The following is an 18,470-nucleotide window of genomic DNA, read 5'->3' on the forward strand; positions in this document are numbered from 1 at the left end:
TCTCCTGACATCGGTGGGCGGGACGCGGCAAGTCCAGCACGGAGCGTGGTCCCCGGAAGCCGTGGACACAACGACCACAAAGCTCATTGCGCACGCAAGCGTGACACGGGCCACTGCGTTCTCCATCTTTCCTTTCGACGGCGGGAACCCGCCGGACACACAGGAGGACACCATGCGCACTGCTTCCCTGCGGAAGCTCACCGTCGGCGCCGTCGCCGCCGGCCTCGTGCTGACCGGCTGCGGCACCACTGCCGAGGGCGGCTCCGCCGCCGAGGGCGCCGCCCAGGAAGGTCCGATCAGCGGGCTCCGGATGCTGATCCCGAACTCGGCCGGCAGCGGCTACGACACCACCGGCCGCGAGGTCGCGAAGGTCCTGGAGAGCGAGAAGCTCTCCGAATCCATCGAGGTCTTCAACCTCGAGGGCGCCGGCGGCACCGTCGGCCTGCAGCGCCTCGTGAACGAGGAGGGCAACGCCGAGATGCTCATGCAGATGGGCCTCGGCGTGGTCGGTGCGCAGTTCAGCAACCAGTCCGAGGCCACCCTCGACCAGACGACGCCGATCGCCAAGCTGATCGAGGAGGCCGAGGCGATCGTCGTCCTGGCGGACTCCCCGTTCCAGACCATCGACGACCTCGTCACCGCTTGGAAGGCCGACCCCGGCAACACCCCCGTCGGCGGCGCGTCCAACCCCGGCGGCCCGGACCACCTGACCCCGATGCTGCTCGCTCAGGAGGTCGGGGTCACTCCCACCGACGTCAACTACGTCCCCTATGACGGCGGCGGCGAGCTGCTCGCCGGCCTGCTCGGCGGCGACGTGGCGTTCGCCGCGACCGGCGTGGGGGAGGTGGCCGAGTCGGCCGCCAGCGGCGACGTCCGGATCCTGGCGGTGACCAGCGAGGAGCCGGTCGAGGGCGTGGACGCCCCCACCTTGACCGAGGAGGGCGTGGACCTGGTCTTCGCCAACTGGCGCGGCATCGTGGCGGCTCCCGGGATCTCCGAGGAGCAGACCAAGAAGTTCGTCGACACGCTCACCGAGATGCACGGCAGCGACGCCTGGCAGCAGGTGCTCGAGGACCAGGGCTGGACCGACGCGTTCATCACCGGCGACGAGTTCGGGACCTTCCTCACCGAGGAGAGCGACCGCGTCGAGGGCGTCATGAGCGAGCTGGGCCTGGTATGAGCGCCGCCGCCCCCGGCGGCACCCAGGAGCAGGGCCGCTCCGAGCTCGGAGTGGCCCTGTTCCTCGGGGCTCTCGGGATCCTCGTCATCGTGCAGGCCCTGCTCCTGCCGGAGAGCCGGATCGCCCGCGGTCCCGTGGGCCCCGGCGCGGTGCCGATCGTGGTCGGCTCACTGCTCGTCATCGTCGCGGGCTTCCTCGCCGTCGACGTGTGGCGCGGCGGCCGCGGCGAGCCGGAGGGCGGCGAGGACATCGAGCTCACCGGCAGCAGCGACTGGAAGACGGTCGCCATCCTGGTGGCCGCATTCCTCTCCAACGCCCTCCTGATCGAGAGCCTCGGCTGGCCCATCTCGGGGGCCATCCTGTTCTGGGGGTGCGCCTTCGCCCTGGGCAGCCGGCACTACGTCCGCGACGCCGCCATCGCAATCGTCATGGGTGTGGGCAGCTGGTACCTGTTCGTCCTCGGCCTGGGCACCAGCCTGCCCGTGGGCATCCTGGAGGGGATCCTCTGATGGACGCACTCACCGATCTGATCGGCGGCTTCGGCACTGCGCTGACGCCGACCAATGTGGGGTTCGCCCTGCTCGGCGTACTCCTCGGCACCGCGATCGGCGTCCTGCCCGGCATCGGCCCGGCCATGACCATCGCCCTGCTCCTGCCCCTCACCCGCGGCGTCGAGGTGACCAGCGCACTGATCATGTTCGCCGGCATCTACTACGGCGGCATGTACGGCGGCTCGACGACGTCGATCCTGCTGAACACACCCGGCGAGAGCGCGTCGGTGGTGACCGCCATCGAGGGCAACCAGATGGCGAAGGCCGGGCGGGCCGCCCAGGCTCTGGCCACCGCGGCGATCGGCTCCTTCGTGGCGGGCACGATCGCGACCCTCCTGCTCGCGCTGCTGGCGCCGACGGTCGCGAAGCTGGCCATCGAGGTGTCGCCCGCCGACACGTTCGCACTGATGTTGCTCGCGTTCATCGCGGTGACGTCGGTGCTCGGGAGCTCACGGGTCCGTGGTCTCGCCTCACTCGGCCTCGGCCTGATGATCGGCCTGATCGGCATCGACTTCACCTCGGGTCAGCAGCGGCTGACCTTCGGTATCCCCGAGCTGGCCGAAGGCATCAACGTCATCGTCGTCGCGGTCGGGCTGTTCGCCGTCGGAGAGGCGCTCTGGACCGCCGCGCACCTGCGCCGCAAGCCGGTCGAGGTGATCGCGGTCGGCACCCCCCGGATGAGCCGCGAGGACTGGCAACGGTCCTGGAAGCCGTGGCTGCGCGGCACGGCGATCGGGTTCCCCTTCGGCGCGGTGCCGGCCGGTGGGGCGGAGATCCCGACCTTCCTCTCCTACGTCACCGAGAAGAAGCTCTCCAAGCATCCCGAGGAGTTCGGCAAGGGTGCGATCGAGGGCGTGGCCGGCCCGGAGGCGACCAACAACGCCTCGGCCGCCGGCGGTCTGGTGCCGCTGCTCACCCTCGGCATCCCGACGACGGCCACGGCCGCCATCATGCTGGCCGCCATCACGAGCTACGGGATCGAGCCTGGCCCGCGTCTCTTCGAGACGGAGCCCGTGCTCGTCTGGGGGCTCATCGCCAGCCTCTTCATCGGGAACACCGCCCTGCTCCTGCTCAACCTCCCCCTCGCGCCGGTCTGGGCCCGGCTACTGCGGATCCCCCGCTCCTACCTCTACGCCGGGATCCTGTTCTTCTCCAGCCTGGGCGCGTACGCCGCGAACGCCTCGACGTTCGACCTCTTCCTGCTGCTGATCATCGGCGGGCTCGGGTTCATGATGCGGCGCTACGGCCTCCCCATGCTGCCGGCGATCATCGGGGTGATCCTCGGCCCCTTCGCGGAGGAGGAGCTGCGGCAGGCCCTGCAGATCAGCAATGGCGCTCTCAGCGGCCTGGTCGACCCGATGTCCGTCGTGATCTACGTCATCCTCGCGCTGATCCTGCTGTACCCGGTGATCCGGCGGTTCCTGCCCCGCAGGGCCGTCGTGCCGGTGCTGGCCGAAGCAGCGCACGAGATCGAGGAGGCGCACCACCACCACGGGCTGACCAGCGCGGTGTCGGTCGAGCGGCACAGCGGGGACGACCCGCGCAACCCCGGGCGGTCCACGTCTTCCCGGAACCCGGGGAACGTCGACGCGGACGGGGGCGGCGACGGAGGCTGACCGGACCGCACGATCATCGAGGGCCCCGCGCCCCCGCCCCGCCACCCAGGCGACGGACGGGAGCACGGGGCCCTCGTCGATCGGGCCCGGGGGTCAGCGGCCGGCGGGCTCCGGCCACAGCGCCTGCAGGTCCCGCACGTAGACGCCGGTGCCGTGGCCGAAGCCGGACACGACGGGCTGGAGCCTCCCGCCGACGGTCGCGACGGCCCGGTCGAGCAGGGCGCTCGGCCGCGGCAGCCGGACCCGCTCGCCGGAGACCGTCAGCACGAGCACGGCGGCGACGAGCGCCAGCGCGGCCACCGAGCTGAGCGCGACGGGGAGACCGGCGTACTCCGCCAGGAGCCCGATGGCGGGCGGGCCGCCGAGCAGCCCCGTGTACCCCACGGTCGTGGCCAGCGCGATGCCCGGCGCGCCGCCCAGCTGCCCGGCCCGCGCGATGGCGAGGGGGAAGACGTTGGCCAGGCCGAGACCGACCACCACGAAGCCGGACAGGGCGACGACCAGCGACGACGTCGTGACCGCGGCCAGGGCGCCCGCGGCGGCCAGCAGGGCACCGCCGACCAGCAGCCGCCGCTCGCCGAGCCCGGTCAGCAGGCGCCCACCGAAGAGCCGCCCGCAGGCCATGGCCAGGGCGAAGCCGGCGTACCCGGCCGCGGCGAGAGTGGTCGGCGCGCCCAGGTCCTGGCGCAGGAGGAGCGCACCCCAGTCGGTGAGCGCCCCCTCGCCGAACGCCGTGCAGCCGGCGACCGCGCCGAGCACCACGAGCACGGCGGTGGGCCTCCGCCGACCGCCGACCTCCGGGCCGTCGGAGCGCGGAGCGGCGTCCGGCCGGCCGGCCGCCATGAGTGCGGGAAGCATCCATGCCGTCAGGAACAGGCCGGCCGCAGCCACCAGGACGAGGTGCCAGGCCACGCCCATCACCGACGCCGCGATGCCACCGACGAGGGCGCCGCCGAGCCCGCCGAAGCTGAAGCCGGCGTGCAGGCCCGAGAGCAGCGGCCGCCCGGCCCGTTCCTCGACCTGGACCCCCAGGGCGTTGGCGGCGACGTTGACCATGCCGGTCGCGGCGCCGAAGACGAACAGGGCGAGGCACAGACCCGCCACCGAGGACACCAGGCCGGGGAGCACCGCACCTGCGGAGACGGCCAGGGCGGCGAGCGTGCTCACCGGACCGGGCCCGAAGCGGGCGCACAGCGCGCCGGTGACCTGCATGCAGACCAGCGCCCCCAGCGAGAGGCAGAGCAGCGCGATGCCGAGGGTGCTGTGCCCGGCGCCGACGCCGGCGGCGACGTCGGGGACCCGGGAGGCCCAGCTGCCGAAGACCGCACCGTCCAGGACGAACAGGGCGGTGACCGCCGTCCGGAGGCGGGCGACCGACGGGGAGGGAACTCGGGGCACGCGCGTCGCGGCGGAGCGGACGAGTCCGGCGACCGGAACGCGGGCACGCGAGAGGAAGACGGGTGTGGACATGACGAGACCTCAGGGGGAACGCCGGGCACCCGGCCGGGTGCCCACGAGGGCAGGGGAAGAGCACACGACCTCGGGCACCCGTCTTCCACCGTGTCAGGGTCGCGTCGCCTGCGCTTGCCCCCTCGCCGCCCCATCTCGTGAGAGTGGCCACGCCCTCCGTCACATGTCGCCAAGTGGAGGGATCGTGCTCGTCAGATGCTGCGCCAGCGCCCCGCGGTCGCGTTGCCGTCCTGTTGCGAGGCGAACACATTGCCGTCGGTGGGCTGCACGTCGTCGTTCGCGATCGCCAGCCGCTGGATCATCGGGCCGACCAGGACGTCGAAGACGCCGGGGACCAGCCGGAAGGCGGCGGTGATCAGCGGGTTGAGGATGCCCGCCTGCACCTGGCGCCGGGGCCGGTCGAGCAGCGCGACGACCCGCCGTCCCAGCCGCTGCGACGAGTAGACCGGCGGCGGCGGGCGGCCCGTGCTGCCGGCCCAGGACGCCGCCTGGAAGTAGATCGGGGTGTCGACCCCGCCCGGCTGGAGGATCGAGATCGAGATGCCCGGGACGTCCCGGGTCTCCTGCTGGAGCACGCGGACCAGTCCCAGCTGTCCCCACTTCGCCGCGATGTAGCTGCCCAGCAGCGGCGTCGCGACCTGCCCGAGCAGCGAATTGACGACGACGAGCTGCCCCTCGCCCTGCCGACGGAACACCGGGAGGACCGCTCGGGCGACGACGGCGGTGCCGTGCACGGCGGTCTCCACGACGGTCTCGAAGACCCGCCGCGGCACCTCCTCGATCGTCCCGTAGGCCATCACCTGGGCAGCGTGGACGACGGCGTCGAGGCGGCCGAACCGCTCGACGGCGTCCTCGACGGCCGCCGTGATCGCGTCCTCGTCGACGACGTCGGCCGGGTGCACCAGCACCTCGGCGGCGCCCGCGGCGCGGGCCTCGTCGGCGGTGGCCTCGAGGGCCTCCTTCCCGCGGGCGACCAGGATCAGGTGCGCGCCCCGTCCGGCCAGCTCCACGGCGGTGGCGCGGCCGATGCCGCTCGAGGCGCCGGTGACGAGAACGGTCTGGGGCGTGCCGGGAACGGACATGCAGGTGCTCAGCTCCTGAGGGGCGGTGAGAGGGGCTGCGCGCCCGCCTCGGTTCGGCGTCGGGCTCTGGCTACCCCGGGGCGGCCGGACTCATGCGGAGCACGGTCATGTTGCGCCCGATCCTTCTGCCGCGTCCAGCTGCCCGAGGAGCCAGCCGGGTCCGGCCACCACGGCGCCGGCCGGCCGGCGTGCGCGCAGCCCTCGGTCGGCGGTGACGACCAGCAACGGCGTCCTCGTTTCGGCGAGCTCCTCCGCGGAGGCGGCCAGCGCGTCGTCCCCGCTGCCCTCGGCCCGGACGACCCGGATCCCGTCCGGCGCGGGCACGTCGCGGGCCCGTCCCTCGACGACGGCGAAGACCTGGGTGAACCGGCTCCCGTCCGGCGCCGTCAGCTCCGCGCCGGCCAACCGCGCCAGCAGGCGGACCGTCGCACCGGCACGGTCCCGCCACCAGCCGTCCGGCCGGGCACCCACCACATTGGCCGCGTCGACCAGCAGCACCGTCGCCGCGTCCTCCTGACGTGAGGGGGAGGGCTTCCCGCCGTCCCCCGTACGGGCGAAACGATCTTCCCGTCGTTTGCTGCCTCCCCTTCAGGGCATCCACTCCCTGATCTGCAGGGGACCACCGCGGACCCGAACCGCACGAAGGAGCCCAGCCATGGCGCGTCACGACGACCCGCAGCACGACGACCACTCGCTCCGCGAGCAGACCACGACCATGCGCACCGACGGCGCCTCCGCGTCGCGCGGACTGGAGCGGGACTCCGTGGCCCGGCAGCACGACCGCTTCGGCGGCATCAAGTGGGGAGCGGCGTTCTTCGGCTGGCTGTCGGCCAACGGCCTGGCGGTCATCCTCGTCGCGCTGCTGTCCGCCGGTGGCCTGGCCCTGGGGCTGGCCCGTGGCGTGAACACCCCCGACGAGGCCGTCGACCAGGCGAACGAGATCGGCATCGGCGGCGGCATCGCGATCCTCGTCGTCCTGTTCCTGGCCTACCTGGCCGGCGGCTACGTCGCCGGCCGGATGTCCCGCTTCGACGGCGCCCGTCAGGGCCTCGCCGTGTGGCTCGTCGGCCTGATCGTCGTCCTGCTGCTCGCCGCGGCCGGCGGCATCCTCGGCTCGCAGTACAACGTGCTGCAGCAGCTGAACCTGCCGCGCATCCCGATCGACGAGGGCACCGCGACGACCGCGGGGATCATCACGCTGGTGGCGATCCTGCTCGTCACGCTGCTCGGGGCCGTCCTCGGCGGCAAGCTCGGCGAGCACTTCCACCGCAAGGTGGACCGCGCCGGCTTCACCGCCTGATCCGCCTCGACGCGGCCCCGGACAGCCTGGCTGTCCGGGGCCGCGTCGCGTCCTGGCGGGGGTGTTCCGGCCCCCAGGGCGCTCCTACGCTGCGGGCATGTGCCGGAACATCCGACCGCTGTCCAACTTCGAGCCCCCGGCGACGGACGACGAGATCTCCGCGGCCGCGCTGCAGTACGTCCGCAAGATCGCGGGGGTGACGAAGCCGTCACGGGTCAACGCGGAGGCGTTCGACCGGGCGGTCGCCGAGGTGGCCGCGGCCTCGACCCGGCTCCTCGACTCCCTCGTCACCACCGCGCCGCCGAAGGACCGGGAGGTCGAGGCGGCGAAGGCCCGGGAGCGCGCGGCCCTCCGGTACGGCACGTAGGCGCCAGCGGTTCGATTGCGCACAACGGGCATGGCCCGCTCTAGATGCGGGTAGGGGGCAGGCACCGCGAACCCATCCGAGGAGCCCCCGTGGCCCGCAACACGATGTCCCGCGCCCTGCACGACCTCGGTCTCTCCGCCTGGTTCGGCGGCACCCTCGCCAACGCCGTCGCCCTGAACGCCGCCGCCGCCGAGGCCGGCACCGACGCCGCCACCGGCCGGGTCGCCAACGCCGGCTGGGACCGGTGGACGCCGATCAACGCCGTCGCCATCGGCGCCCACCTCGTCGGCAGCGTCGGCCAGCTCAGGGCCAACAAGCAGCGCGTCGCCCAGCAGCAGGGTGTCGCGGGCATGTCGACGCTCAAGACGCTGCTGACCGCGGCCGCCCTGGGCGCCACCGCCTACAGCCGCGTCCTGGGCCAGCGGGTCTCGGCCGCCGAGAACCCGCCGTCGCGGCGCGGCACGAAGCCCAGCCGGCGGACCAAGGCCCTCGCGCCCGACGTGGCCGCGGCCCAGGAGCAGCTGGACACCCTGCAGTGGGTCATCCCCGCGCTCACCGGTGCCCTGGTGGCGGTCAGCTCCTACGCCGGTGAGCAGCAGCGCCCCAGTGAGGTCGCCAAGGGCATCACCGTTCCCGCCACCACCCGACGCACGGCAGAAGACCTGATCCAGTGACCCGCAGCCTCGCGGACGGCACGGCCTCGACTCCTCCCGCCCGTGGCGCAACCCGCTCCCCCGACAGCACCGGCGGACTGGGGCAGCGGCGGCCGCCGAAGCCGGGATCCCTCCGGGAGAAGGTGCACAGCAAGCCGGGGCGCCTGCTCGCCTGGCGCATCGGGGTCTTCGTCGTGGGGCTCCTGTTCATCCTGCTCGGCCTGGCTCTGACGGTGCTGCCCGGCCCGCTCACCATCCCGCCCGTCCTCGTCGGGTTGTGGGTGTGGTCGACCGAGTTCGATTGGGCCCGGCGGGTGTTCGCGACCTTCGCGCGCAAGGGCCGCGACGCCTGGCGGCACGCCGAGCAGCACCCGGTCAGCTCGGCCGCGGTCACCGTCGGCGGGCTGGCCGCGGTGGCTGCCGTGGTCTGGGCGGTCGGCCACTTCGACCTCGTCGACCGGGGAAGGTCCGCGCTCGGTCTCTGAGGGGGTTCCCTCGTCACCGGTTCGGGGCGCTCCGGACACCCGGACCGGTGGATCCCCGGCCTCGCCCGCCGTGACCGGGCTTGGCGGGGCCGTCCGTGTGGAAGAACACGTGGGACGGCGGAGGGACGGTGAGGCGGATGAGCGAAGCACGGACCGGGGGCGGCAGTGCCCCCGGAGCGGAGGAGTCCGCCCGTGAGACCCGCAAGGAGCGGGTCGACCGGGAGCTCCTCGAACTGCTGAACGAGCTGCGGGTGGCCCTGCCGGGGGTGCAGATCCTCTTCGCGTTCCTGCTCATCGTCCCCTTCCAGCAGTCGGCCGCGCGGACCGACGCCTTCCAGCGGGACGTGTACTTCCTGACCCTGCTCGGTGTCTGCGTCGCCACGGGCCTGCTGATCGCCCCCGCCGCCCAGCACCGGGTGCTGTTCCGCATGCACGACAAGGAGGGCCTGCTGCACAGGAGCAGCCGGTCGGCCTATGCCGGGCTGGTCGTCCTCGCGTTCGCGATCACCTGTGCGGTGCTGCTGGTGACCGACATGCTCTTCAGCCGCACGCAGGCGTGGGTCACCGCGGGCGCGGTGGCTGCGCTGCTCGTCTGGTGGTGGGTGGTCGTGCCGTTCTGGCAGCGCGCCCACAGCACGCAGGAGGACCTGCAGAGCGAGAACCGGGCCTGACCGAAGGGTCGCCTAACCTGCAGGGCGTGGAAGCTGCGACGACCGACCGGGCCGCGACGTCCGCGCCCGGCACCGTCGGCCCCGGTGCTCCGCGCTGGTCCGCGCTCGAACTGCTCCCCGTGGCCCTGGTCGTCGCCCTCGGCACGGTGCTCCTGCTGCCCGGGCACGCCCTGTGGTTCGACGAGCTGTTCACCGCGGAGGTGGGCCGGCTGCCGCTGGGCGAGATCGTCGCGGCGATCACCAGCGGCCGCGGCACGACGTCCTACCTGGCCGGCGTGCCGCCCTCCTACAACGCGCCCTACTACCTCGTCGTCGCCGCCTGGACGTCGCTGCCCGGCCTCGGCGGGGACACCTCCCTGCGGGTGCTCTCCCTGCTCGCGACCGCGGGCGGGCTGGCGCTGATCACCCGCGGGGTCGCCCGGCTGGCCGGACGTCCCACGGGGATCCTGGCCGGACTGGTGCTGGCCGGCAGCCCGCTGCTCCTGGAACAGGCGGTGGAGGCGCGCAGCTACGGCCTGGCGGTCCTCGCCACCGGCGGGGCGTTCCTCGGCCTCGTGCGGTGGCTCCAGGAGCCCGGGCGGGGGCTGCTGCTCTTCGGCCTCGCCGGCGCCGGCATGGGCCTGGCCCACTGGTACGCCGCGACGGTCCTGGCGGCGTTCGTCGTCGCCGCGCTCCTGCTGCGCGGACGGCGCGCGTGGCCCGTGGTGCTCGCCGGAGCCGCGGCCGCGCTGCCGACGCTGCTGATGGTCGCGCTGAACCTGCTCAACGGCACGGGCGCGCGCAACGCCGAGCACCTGCGCGACACCGAGGGCACCCTCGCCGAGCGGGCGGCCGCGGCGTGGACCGGGGGCCTGACGCCGGTGCTCTACCTCACCGTGGGCCTCGCCGTCCTGGGCGGGCTGAAGGCGCGCGGGGTGCGCGTGGCCGGCATCGCCTGGCTGCTCGTCCCCCTCCTGCTGCTCCTGACCGCGGAGCTGGTGCGGCCGGTCTACCTCCCCCGGTACCTGCTCGCGGGCCTCCTCGGGCTGGGGGTGCTGGCCGCGGCCGGTGCCCTGACCGTCCCCCGCCCCGCCCGCATCCCGGTCGCCGTCCTCCTCCTCGGCTGCACCCTGCTGGCGAGCGCGCCGCTGCTCGACCGCGGCCCACGCGAGCGCGGGGACGACCTGGTGCGCCACCTCGCGCAGGTGCACGGCGACGACGAGCCGATCGTCGCCGCGGACCAGCGCTCGGCGATCGGCCTGGACCACTACGTCCGCACGCTCGAGCCGCAGCTGCGCCCCGACGTGGTGCTGCCGCCGGACGACGCCCCCGCCGATGCCGAGCGCGTGTGGGTGGTCCGCCGGCTGCTGGACGGCGAGCCCGAACCGACCGACGACGACGCGATCCTGCGCGACGCCGGCCTGACGCTCACCCGCGTGGACGACTTCCCCGCGACCAAGACCCACCTGGTCCTCCAGCTGTGGGAGCGCTGAGAACCGCTCACCCCAGGGGCCGAAAGCACGCTCGTGGCCTCATCCGCACGCCGGGGGGCTCACTCGCGGCGGCGGACCGCCCAGGCGAGCGACCGCACCGACTGCCGGAGCCGGGCCCGCCCGGTCCAGGCGGATCGCCCTGCCGGCCGGACGTCCCGCGGAACCGGCAGGCTGACGGTCCGCTCCCCCGCCCGCGCGACGGCCAGCACCACGCTGGGCGCGCCGTCCTCGACGGCGGTCACGACCGCCCGCCGCACCCCCGGCCCCATCGCGAGGAAGGCACCCGCATCGGGCGGCAACCCGGTCAGCCGGGCGGCGAGCCGGCGGTGCAGCGTGCCGGTGAGCCGCCGCGTCCTCGACTCGTAGCTCCCCCGCCGCCCGGCGAACACCGCGCCGACGTCGCCGCGGGCGAGCCGGTCGAGCAGGAGCGGCACGGCCTCGGGCGGGTCCTGGAGGTCGGCGTCGAGGCACACCCAGGCGTCGGCCTGCGGCTCGTGGGCGAGCCCTCGCGCCAGCGCGCGGTGCTGGCCGACGTTGACGGCCAGCTCGGTGACCGCGACCCGCGGATCGCCCGTCGCCAGCGCGCGGCCGACCGCCACGCTGTTGTCGGGCGAGGCGTCGACGACCAGCCGCAGCCGCCAGTCGCGTCCCTCGAGCGCGGCGGCGAGCCGGTCGGCCAGCGGCCGCAGCGTCGGCTCGTTGCCGTACACCGGGACGACGACGGCGACCCGCGTCACGTCGCCGCCCAGGTGCGGGCGAGCCCCTCCGCGAGGTCCACCGTCGGCCGCCACCCGAGCAGCCGGGCGGCGGCCCGCGGATCGCTGACCCAGTCCGCGGTGTCCCAGGAGCGACCGGGGTGGGCGCCGGCGGCGGTGGCGATCCGCCGTCCGGTGACCCGTTCGGCGGTGGCGACCAGCTCCTCGGTGCTGGTCTGCGCGCCGGTGCCGATGTTCAGCACGGCACCCGGGGGCAGCGACGCGTCCACGGCCGCCCGGACGCAGGCGTCGACGACGTCCCCCACCCAGACCCAGTCCCGCCGGCTGAGCCGGGCGGGCAGGGGCACGGTCGCGCCGGTGCGGGCGGCGTCCAGCACCACGGGGACCAGGCGGGTGGGGTGGTCCCCCGGCCCGTAGACCTGGAAGGCACGCAGGACGGCGGCCCGGATCCCGCGCTCGGCCGCGGCCGCCTGGAGCAGCAGGGACCCGGCGGCCTTGGTGGCGCCGAAGAACCCGCGCGGCTCCAGCGCGGCGTCCTCGGCGAGGGGGTGCGGAGCCGCGGCGTACTCGGTCGAGGAGCCCAGCCGGACCACCGCGCGGCACCGGTCGGGCAGGGCGTCGACGAGCCAGGGGCTGGTGTTGACCGCGACCGTCGCGGCCCGCTCGGCGGCCGTCGCCTTGGCCCGGCCCGCCGCCAGGGAGAAGACGACGTCCGGGTCGGCGGCCCGCACCGCGGCCGACGCCGCGGCCGCATCGGTCAGGTCGACCTCGCGCCGGGTGAGCCCGACGACCTCCCAGCCGTCGGCCCGCAGGCGCGCGACCAGGTGCCGGCCGACGAACCCGCCGGCGCCGGTGACCAGCGCCCTCACGCGGGCAGCGCCACCGCGTCCACGAGCGCCGGGACCGCCGATCCGGCGACGGCGGCCACGAACGCCGAGCGGGCGGCGACCGCCTCGGCCGGCGACGCGCGGCGCAACCGGTCCACCGACGCCAGCACGAGGGGCACCTCGACGTAGGGGTCGCGGCCGGCCATGTCGGCGGTGAACGACCGCCGCAGGAAGGTGAAGTCCGCGCCGGTGCGCACGAGCTCGGCGGCCAGCAGGTCGCTGGACACCGGGAAGCCACGGCCGGGCAGGGTCAGGCCGCCGACGCCGAAGGGCTGGGCCACCTCCGCGCGGACGGCGTCCACGGTGCCGTCGACCAGGGGCCGGAAGAGCTCGGTCGAGCGGCGGTCGATGCGGAGGTCGTTGAGGCCCAGGTAGACGCGCGAGAGCGGCCGCCCCGCGAGCCCGGCGGCGCCGTCCACGGCGTCCTGGGTCTCGATGAGGATCCCGAGCCCGCACCGGCCGTCGACGAGCTCGAGGGTGCGGTCCACCTGCTCGGCCGTGCGCACCATAGGCAGCAGGATCTCGTCCGCGCCGCGCCGCACGGCCTCGTCGACCTCTCCGCCCGTCCACGGCCCGAAGCCGTTGATCCGGCACAGCAGCCGCCCGGACGTGGCCGCGCGCATCCGCGCGAGGTCGGCCGGGGTGTCGGCGTTGATCTGGGTGCCCTCCCCCAGCTGCCGCCGCGCCTTGCCGCGCCGTTCCCAGTCCACGACGATCCCCGCCGCTCCGGCGGCGACGACGTCACGGCCCCAGCGCGGGTCCACGGTGAAGAGGAAGAGGTCCACGGTAGGGCAGCTTAGGCTTTCCTAACTACGCGGCCGCAGACACCCCCGTTGACGCGTCGCGTCAGGAGACGCGGGCGGGCTCCGTCGACACGTCCTCGTCGAGGAACGTCCCGGCCGGCGCCGTCCCCTCGCGACTGTGCTGGGGGCCCGCTGGATCCGACGGGAAGGGCAGGACGGCGCCCCGCACGGTGATCGTGACGGCGTCCCCGACGACCGGCACGTCGGTTCCCTCGAGCCGCGCGCTGACCGTGACGCCGCTGGGCAGGTCGAGCCAGACCCGGGAGTCGTGGCCGTAGAAGTCGACGCTGCGGACCCGGGCGACCGGGCCCGTCTCCGTCGGCGCGGAGAGCCGGAGCTGCTCGGGTCGGAGCAGCACGCGGGCGGGGCCGGCGGGGCAGCTCCGCTCCAGCGCCAGCGAGCCCAGCGCGCAGGCCGCGCGGCCGTCGCGGATGTCGGCGTCGAGGATCACCGCCTCCCCGACGAAGGTGGCGACGTCGAGGTCCCGGGGATGGCGGTAGAGCGTGCGCGGGTCGGTGAGCTGCACCAGCCGGCCGCCGCGGAGCACCGCCACCTGGTCGGCCATCGAGAGCGCCTCGGCCTGGTCGTGGGTGACCAGCACCGCCGTGGCGCCGGAGGCCCGCAGCGCCTCGGCGACCGCGAGCCGGGTCTCCTCGCGCAGGGCGGCGTCCAGGGAGGAGAAGGGCTCGTCGAGGAGCACGAGGGAGGGCTCGGGCGCCAGCGCGCGGGCCAGCGCCACGCGCTGCTGCTGGCCTCCCGAGAGCTGGTGCGGCGGCCGGTCGGCCAGCTCGGGGCCGAGGCCCACCAGGCCGAGCAACTCGCGGACCCGTCCGCCGTCCCGGCGCTGGCGGCGCGGGAGGCCGAAGCTGATGTTGGCCGCCACCGAGAGGTGCGGGAACAGCCCGCCCTCCTGGGGCACGAAGCCGATGCCGCGCCGGCGGGCCGGCACGCTCCGACCGGCGCCGGCGACCACCCGGTCCCCGAGCGCCACCGTCCCGGCGTCGGGGTCGTCGAAGCCGGCGATCAGGCGGAGCAGGGTCGTCTTGCCGCAGCCCGAGGGGCCGAGCAGGGCCGTGAGGCTGCCGCTCGGCACGTGCAGGTCCAGCCCGGTGAGCACCGGGGTGGTGGTGAAGGACTTGGTCAGGTCCGTCACGGTCAGCGAACTCATGTGGTCAGACCTCGTCGGGCGTCGCGGGACAGCAGCACGGTAGCGGGGGCCGAGAGCAGCACCATGACCACGGCGTACGGGGCGGCCGCCCCGTACTCCAGGGCGCTGCTCGCCGACCAGAACGCCGTCGCCAGCGTGGTCGTTCCCGTGGGGGCGAGCAGCAGCGTCGCCGTCAGCTCGGTGACCACGGCCAGGAAGACCAGCGCCGCACCGGCGCCGATGCCGGGCGCCAGCAGCGGGAGGGTGACCCGTCGGAGCCGGTCGGGCGCCGAGGCGCCGAGGGAGGCCGCGACGTCGTCGTAGACCGGCGGCGACTGCTCGACGGCGGCGCGCACCGTCACGATGGCCCGCGGGAGGAAGAGGATCGCGTAGGCGGCCAGCAGCACCGGCACGGTCTGGTAGAGCCAGGGCGTGGCCCGGATGCTCAGCGTCACCAGCGCCAGGGCGACGACGATCCCCGGCACGGCACTGCCCAGGTAGGCGCTGCGCTCGAGCAGCGTCGCCACGCGGCCGCGTGCGCGGACGGCGAGCCAGCCCGTGGGCAGCGCCATGGCGACCGCCGCGACCGCCGCGGCCGCGGCGAGGCCGAGCGTCGTCCCGGTGGTGGCGCCCAGCAGCCCCAGGTCGAGCCCCGCGGAGGCCCCGGCCGCCATCCAGTAACCGAGGCTCGCGAGCGGCACCGCCAGGGCCAGGGCGACCAGCGCGGCCAGCCCGGCCAGCGCCGGAAGGGTCAGGATCCCCAGCGCCACCGGCCGGACGGGCCGCGCCGCCCCGCCGCCCGTGCGGGCGTAGCCGCGCCGGCCGCGCAGCCGCAGCTCGGCCAGCAGCAGGCCCAGGCACAAGAGCACGAGGACGCCGGCCAGCATGGTGGCGCCGGCGCCGTTGAACGTCGCGCGGTACTGGTCGTAGATGGCGGTGGTGAAGGTCGGGTACCGCAGCATCTGCAGGGCGCCGAACTCGGCCAGCAGGTGCAGGGCCACGAGCAGGCTGCCCCCGAGCAGGGCCACCCGCAGCTGCGGCAGCTGCACCCGGCGGAACACCGCCCAGCTGGACAGGCCCAGCCCGCGGGCGGTGTCCTCCAGGGCCGGGTCCAGCCCGCGGAATGTGGCGGCGACCGGCAGGTAGACGAACGGGAAGTAGGACAGCGACACCACCAGCAGCGCTCCGGCGTAGGTGTCGAGGCCCGGCAGCAGCGAGATCCAGGCATAGCTGTTCACGAACGCCGGCACCGCCAGCGGCGCGACCAGCAGCACGTGCCAGACCCGCCGCGCCGGGACCGAGGATCGCTCGACGAGCCAGGCCGCGCCGACGCCGAGCACCGCGCAGACGGCGACGGTGCCGAGCACCAGCCGGGAGGTGTTCCAGAGCAGCTCACCCACCCGCGGCCGGAACACCAGCTCCCGGATGCCGGCCCAGCCGACGTCGACCGTGGACGCGGCGATGTACCCCAGCGGCAGCAGCGCGAGCGCGGCCACGCAGATCGCGAGCGCCAGCGTCACCGGCGACCGGCGCAGCCGGGCCCCCGACGGACCCCCGGACGGCCGGGAGCCCCGGGACGGCGAGGTCCCGGGGCTGACGGCCGGAGTGGGGGTGAGCGTCGTCAGAGCAGGCCCACTTCCTGCATCAGCTCGGTGACCAGCGGGGCGTCGAGCGAGCCCGGGTCGACGTCGGGCGCGCCGAGCTCCTCCAGCGGAGGCAGGGCCTCGGCCGAGGCCACGCCGGTGCCGACGGCGTACTCCAGCGCGGAGCTCTCGGCCAGCTTCTCCTGAGCGACCTGCGAGGTCAGGTAGGCGACGAGGCGCTGGGCCTCCTCGGGCTGGTCGGAGGACGCGAGCACCCCGGCCCCGGAGACGCTGATGAAGGCGCCCGGGTCGGCGTTGCCGAAGTAGTGGAGCTTCGCGTCGTCACCGATGAGGCCGTTCTGGGCCTGGTCGCGGAACCAGTAGTAGTGGTACGTGATGCCGACCGGGACCTCGCCCTCGTCGACGGCCTTCATGATCGCGGTGTTGCTCGCGTAGATCTCGGCGTTGCGCTCCAGCCCGGTGAGCCACTCCCGCGTCGCGTCCTCGCCCTCCAGGGCCAGGACGGCGCTGACGATTGCCTGGAAGTCCGCGCCGCCGGCCGCGATGCCGACCCGCCCGTCCCACGCGGGGTCGGCGAGGTCGAGCATCGATGCCGGGAGCTCGTCCTCGGGGATCTCCGCTGGGTTGTAGATCAGGGCGGTGGATCGCGCGGCGAACCCGACCCACGTGCCCGAGTCAGGGCGGTACTCCTCCCCGACCTGCTCGAGGGTCGCGTCGTCCAGCGGCGCCAGGAGGCCGGCCTTGTCGACGACGTCGATCGAGGGGCTGTTCTCCGTGAGGAAGACGTCGGCCGGCGAGGCCTCGCCCTCCTCCACGATCTGGTTGGCCAGCTCGGAGTCGTTCGCGTCGCGGAACTCCAGCTCGATGCCGGTCTCGTCGGTGAAGCCCTCGAGCATCGCGCGGACCAGGCTCTCGTGCTGGGCGCTGTAGACCGTCAGCTTCTCGGCACCGGAGGCGTCCCCGCACGCGGCGAGCGCCGTCGTGACGCCGGCGACGGACACGAGGGTGGCGATCGCCCGCCCGGGCAGTGTCAGGCGGTGGGTCACGTGCTGGTCCTCCTGCGAATGGGCCCGTCCGTGGGTATGTCCACAGCGTAGATAGGCAAGGCACACCTAACCAGAGCTATCGGCGCGTCGGGCACCCCACCCCCCGGGGCTCCCGCCCGGGCTGGGTAGAACTCCGGCATGACCGCGACCCCCGCGCCGCCGTCGTTGCGCCGCGCCCGCTTCGCCGACCTCACGCCGTTCGAGCTCTACGGCCTGTGCCGGCTGCGGGTCGACGTGTTCGTCGTCGAGCAGCAGTGCCCCTATCCCGAGCTCGACGGGCGCGACGCCGAGCCCGCCACCGTGCACGTGTGGTTCGAGGAGGACGGCGTGGTGCTGGCCACGATCCGCGTGCTGGACGACGGCGGGACGCGGGCGATCGGCCGCGTGGCGACGGCGTCGTCCGCCCGCGGCCGGGGACTCGCCGCCCGCCTGATGGAGCAGGGCATCGCACTGTGCGAGGGGTTCCCGATCACGCTGGGCGCCCAGGCCCACCTAGAGGGCTGGTACGGGCGGTTCGGTTTCCGGCGCAGCGGGCCGGGCTACGTGGAGGACGGCATCCCGCACGTGCCCATGCGGCGGGAGCCGGCGTGAGCACCGACCCCGGGGAGCTGCTCCGGACGGCCGCCGACCGGCTGGACGCCCTCGCCGCCCGCACGACCTCGGGCGACTGGCGGGCGAGCGGGCTCCTGGCCAGTCGCCCCGAGGTCGTGGCACACCGCTCCGACGGGAGCACCGAGCACGTCGCCGAGGCGCGGGCGAACACCGCCGCCTGGATCGCCGCCCTCTCCCCCGCGCTGGCCGCCCCACTGGCCGCCTGGCTGCGCGCCGCAGCATCCGTGCACCCGGTGGACCCGGCGGCGACGGTGTTGGCCCGAGCCCTGCTCGACCGCCTGCCCTGACCGCCCTGTCAGGGCCAGGCTTTTCCCCTGGTCACCTTTCATAGATGACTAACGCTTCGATGGCTAAGCTTGCTCGGTGCCGCCCTCCGAACCTCCCATCGGCCTCGCCGTCGCCGCGTCCGCCAAGGCTCTGAGCAGGGCATTCGACGACGCGCTGGCCGCCGTCGGTGGGTCCTCCCCGAGCTGGCTGGTCCTCCGGGCGGTGAAGTCCGCGGAGGTCGGCACCCAGGGCGAACTCGCGACGGTTCTCGGCATCAAGCAGCCGACCCTGACCCACCATCTCGACGGACTCGAGCGGGCCGGCCTGGTCACGAGGAGTCGCGACCCGGGCAACCGGCGGGTGCAGCGAATCGCTGTGACGGAAGCCGGGGAGCAGTTGTTCCTGCGGCTGCGCCGGGCAGCGGCGGCGTTCGACGGCCGACTGCGCGCGGGCCTGGACGACGACGACGTGCGAACGCTGCGCCGGCTGCTGGCCCAGCTCGAGGAGAACGCGCAGCCGGACTGATCCCTCTTGACGCCGG

Annotated in this window: 21 protein-coding genes; 12 read left to right on the forward strand and 9 right to left on the reverse strand. The window is 74.5% G+C overall.

The window, feature by feature from the left end:
• The first annotated feature begins 172 nt into the window (after window positions 1-172).
• Genes E4P39_RS12590 through E4P39_RS12600 form a run of 3 tightly spaced genes read left to right on the forward strand, consistent with a single transcriptional unit; the run spans window position 173 to window position 3,347 of the window.
• Window positions 173-1,180 (forward strand): tripartite tricarboxylate transporter substrate-binding protein, encoded by a 1,008-nt coding sequence (locus tag E4P39_RS12590; protein WP_135136929.1) that lies wholly within the window; start codon window positions 173-175, stop codon window positions 1,178-1,180.
• Window positions 1,177-1,689 (forward strand): tripartite tricarboxylate transporter TctB family protein, encoded by a 513-nt coding sequence (locus E4P39_RS12595; protein WP_135136930.1) that lies wholly within the window; start codon window positions 1,177-1,179, stop codon window positions 1,687-1,689. The genes E4P39_RS12590 and E4P39_RS12595 overlap by 4 nt, the downstream gene beginning before the upstream one ends.
• Window positions 1,689-3,347 carry a tripartite tricarboxylate transporter permease gene (locus E4P39_RS12600; protein ID WP_135136931.1) on the forward strand — a complete coding sequence of 553 codons (1,659 nt, stop codon included), beginning with the start codon at window positions 1,689-1,691 and terminating at the stop codon, window positions 3,345-3,347. Before E4P39_RS12595 ends, E4P39_RS12600 begins: the two co-directional genes overlap by 1 nt.
• 93 nt (window positions 3,348-3,440) lie before the next feature.
• Here the strand turns inward: E4P39_RS12600 and E4P39_RS12605 are convergent, their stop codons facing one another.
• The 3 genes from E4P39_RS12605 to E4P39_RS12615 form a co-directional block, all read right to left on the reverse strand.
• On the reverse strand, window positions 3,441-4,817 hold the full coding sequence (locus E4P39_RS12605) for an MFS transporter (RefSeq protein ID WP_135136932.1): 1,377 nt from the start codon (window positions 4,815-4,817) through the stop codon (window positions 3,441-3,443).
• A 191-nt stretch (window positions 4,818-5,008) separates the two neighbouring features.
• On the reverse strand, window positions 5,009-5,899 hold the full coding sequence (locus E4P39_RS12610; protein ID WP_135136933.1) for an SDR family NAD(P)-dependent oxidoreductase: 891 nt from the start codon (window positions 5,897-5,899) through the stop codon (window positions 5,009-5,011).
• Between the two features lie 105 nt (window positions 5,900-6,004).
• Complete coding sequence (locus E4P39_RS12615; RefSeq protein ID WP_135136934.1) at window positions 6,005-6,397, reverse strand: hypothetical protein; 393 nt, start codon at window positions 6,395-6,397, stop codon at window positions 6,005-6,007.
• A 157-nt stretch (window positions 6,398-6,554) separates the two neighbouring features.
• Here E4P39_RS12615 and E4P39_RS12620 point away from each other — a divergent pair, with 157 nt between their 5' ends.
• The 6 genes from E4P39_RS12620 (at window position 6,555) to E4P39_RS12645 (ending at window position 10,847) form a co-directional block, all read left to right on the forward strand.
• A complete protein-coding gene (locus E4P39_RS12620) occupies window positions 6,555-7,199 on the forward strand; it encodes a hypothetical protein (RefSeq protein WP_135136935.1) in 645 nt (214 codons plus the stop codon).
• Between the two features lie 97 nt (window positions 7,200-7,296).
• The gene (locus E4P39_RS12625; protein ID WP_135136936.1) at window positions 7,297-7,566 is read left to right on the forward strand and encodes a DUF2277 domain-containing protein; all 270 of its coding nucleotides are present in this window, start codon (window positions 7,297-7,299) and stop codon (window positions 7,564-7,566) included.
• An 89-nt stretch (window positions 7,567-7,655) separates the two neighbouring features.
• Entirely contained in the window at window positions 7,656-8,240 is a 585-nt protein-coding gene (locus E4P39_RS12630; protein WP_135136937.1) for a hypothetical protein, read from the forward strand.
• On the forward strand, window positions 8,237-8,704 hold the full coding sequence (locus E4P39_RS12635) for a PGPGW domain-containing protein (RefSeq protein ID WP_135136938.1): 468 nt from the start codon (window positions 8,237-8,239) through the stop codon (window positions 8,702-8,704). The genes E4P39_RS12630 and E4P39_RS12635 overlap by 4 nt, the downstream gene beginning before the upstream one ends.
• Window positions 8,705-8,841: 137 nt before the next feature.
• A complete protein-coding gene (locus E4P39_RS12640) occupies window positions 8,842-9,375 on the forward strand; it encodes a DUF6328 family protein (RefSeq protein WP_135136939.1) in 534 nt (177 codons plus the stop codon).
• A gap of 26 nt (window positions 9,376-9,401) precedes the next feature.
• A complete protein-coding gene (locus tag E4P39_RS12645; protein WP_135136940.1) occupies window positions 9,402-10,847 on the forward strand; it encodes a glycosyltransferase family 39 protein in 1,446 nt (481 codons plus the stop codon).
• 59 nt (window positions 10,848-10,906) lie between these two features.
• On the opposite strand, the gene E4P39_RS12650 is transcribed toward E4P39_RS12645, so the two are convergent.
• The 6 genes from E4P39_RS12650 to E4P39_RS12675 form a co-directional block, all read right to left on the reverse strand.
• Window positions 10,907-11,584: a glycosyltransferase gene (locus E4P39_RS12650; RefSeq protein ID WP_135136941.1), complete on the reverse strand. Its 678-nt coding sequence runs from the start codon at window positions 11,582-11,584 to the stop codon at window positions 10,907-10,909.
• A complete protein-coding gene (locus E4P39_RS12655; protein ID WP_135136942.1) occupies window positions 11,581-12,432 on the reverse strand; it encodes an NAD(P)-dependent oxidoreductase in 852 nt (283 codons plus the stop codon). Before E4P39_RS12655 ends, E4P39_RS12650 begins: the two co-directional genes overlap by 4 nt.
• Complete coding sequence (locus E4P39_RS12660) at window positions 12,429-13,235, reverse strand: aldolase/citrate lyase family protein (protein ID WP_135136943.1); 807 nt, start codon at window positions 13,233-13,235, stop codon at window positions 12,429-12,431. The genes E4P39_RS12655 and E4P39_RS12660 overlap by 4 nt, the downstream gene beginning before the upstream one ends.
• Before the next feature lie 61 nt (window positions 13,236-13,296).
• A complete protein-coding gene (locus tag E4P39_RS12665; protein ID WP_135136944.1) occupies window positions 13,297-14,421 on the reverse strand; it encodes an ABC transporter ATP-binding protein in 1,125 nt (374 codons plus the stop codon).
• Window positions 14,418-15,920: an iron ABC transporter permease gene (locus E4P39_RS12670; RefSeq protein ID WP_135136945.1), complete on the reverse strand. Its 1,503-nt coding sequence runs from the start codon at window positions 15,918-15,920 to the stop codon at window positions 14,418-14,420. The genes E4P39_RS12665 and E4P39_RS12670 overlap by 4 nt, the downstream gene beginning before the upstream one ends.
• Before the next feature lie 101 nt (window positions 15,921-16,021).
• Window positions 16,022-17,050 (reverse strand): iron ABC transporter substrate-binding protein, encoded by a 1,029-nt coding sequence (locus tag E4P39_RS12675; protein WP_167761828.1) that lies wholly within the window; start codon window positions 17,048-17,050, stop codon window positions 16,022-16,024.
• 138 nt (window positions 17,051-17,188) lie between these two features.
• On the opposite strand from E4P39_RS12675, the gene E4P39_RS12680 reads away from it, so the two are divergent.
• From E4P39_RS12680 to E4P39_RS12690, 3 genes are all read left to right on the forward strand, one after another.
• On the forward strand, window positions 17,189-17,641 hold the full coding sequence (locus E4P39_RS12680) for a GNAT family N-acetyltransferase (protein WP_135136946.1): 453 nt from the start codon (window positions 17,189-17,191) through the stop codon (window positions 17,639-17,641).
• Window positions 17,638-17,949: a hypothetical protein gene (locus tag E4P39_RS12685; protein WP_135136947.1), complete on the forward strand. Its 312-nt coding sequence runs from the start codon at window positions 17,638-17,640 to the stop codon at window positions 17,947-17,949. Before E4P39_RS12680 ends, E4P39_RS12685 begins: the two co-directional genes overlap by 4 nt.
• Window positions 17,950-18,025: 76 nt before the next feature.
• Window positions 18,026-18,454 (forward strand): MarR family winged helix-turn-helix transcriptional regulator, encoded by a 429-nt coding sequence (locus tag E4P39_RS12690; RefSeq protein WP_135136948.1) that lies wholly within the window; start codon window positions 18,026-18,028, stop codon window positions 18,452-18,454.
• The last annotated feature ends 16 nt before the right edge of the window (window positions 18,455-18,470 follow it).

It is taken from the genome of Blastococcus sp. CT_GayMR19 (assembly GCF_004570385.1).
Taxonomy (GTDB): Bacteria; Actinomycetota; Actinomycetes; order Mycobacteriales; family Geodermatophilaceae; genus Blastococcus_B.

Bases quoted from the DNA above. Each gene is read 5' to 3' on its own strand.
- E4P39_RS12590 (WP_135136929.1), top strand. From the start codon at position 173: ATGCGCACTGCTTCCCTGCGGAAGCTCACCGTCGGCGCCGTCGCCGCC.
- E4P39_RS12595 (WP_135136930.1), top strand. From the start codon at position 1,177: ATGAGCGCCGCCGCCCCCGGCGGCACCCAGGAGCAGGGCCGCTCCGAG.
- E4P39_RS12600 (WP_135136931.1), top strand. From the start codon at position 1,689: ATGGACGCACTCACCGATCTGATCGGCGGCTTCGGCACTGCGCTGACG.
- E4P39_RS12605 (WP_135136932.1), bottom strand. From the start codon at position 4,817: ATGTCCACACCCGTCTTCCTCTCGCGTGCCCGCGTTCCGGTCGCCGGA.
- E4P39_RS12610 (WP_135136933.1), bottom strand. From the start codon at position 5,899: ATGTCCGTTCCCGGCACGCCCCAGACCGTTCTCGTCACCGGCGCCTCG.
- E4P39_RS12620 (WP_135136935.1), top strand. From the start codon at position 6,555: ATGGCGCGTCACGACGACCCGCAGCACGACGACCACTCGCTCCGCGAG.
- E4P39_RS12625 (WP_135136936.1), top strand. From the start codon at position 7,297: ATGTGCCGGAACATCCGACCGCTGTCCAACTTCGAGCCCCCGGCGACG.
- E4P39_RS12640 (WP_135136939.1), top strand. From the start codon at position 8,842: ATGAGCGAAGCACGGACCGGGGGCGGCAGTGCCCCCGGAGCGGAGGAG.
- E4P39_RS12665 (WP_135136944.1), bottom strand. From the start codon at position 14,421: ATGAGTTCGCTGACCGTGACGGACCTGACCAAGTCCTTCACCACCACC.
- E4P39_RS12680 (WP_135136946.1), top strand. From the start codon at position 17,189: ATGACCGCGACCCCCGCGCCGCCGTCGTTGCGCCGCGCCCGCTTCGCC.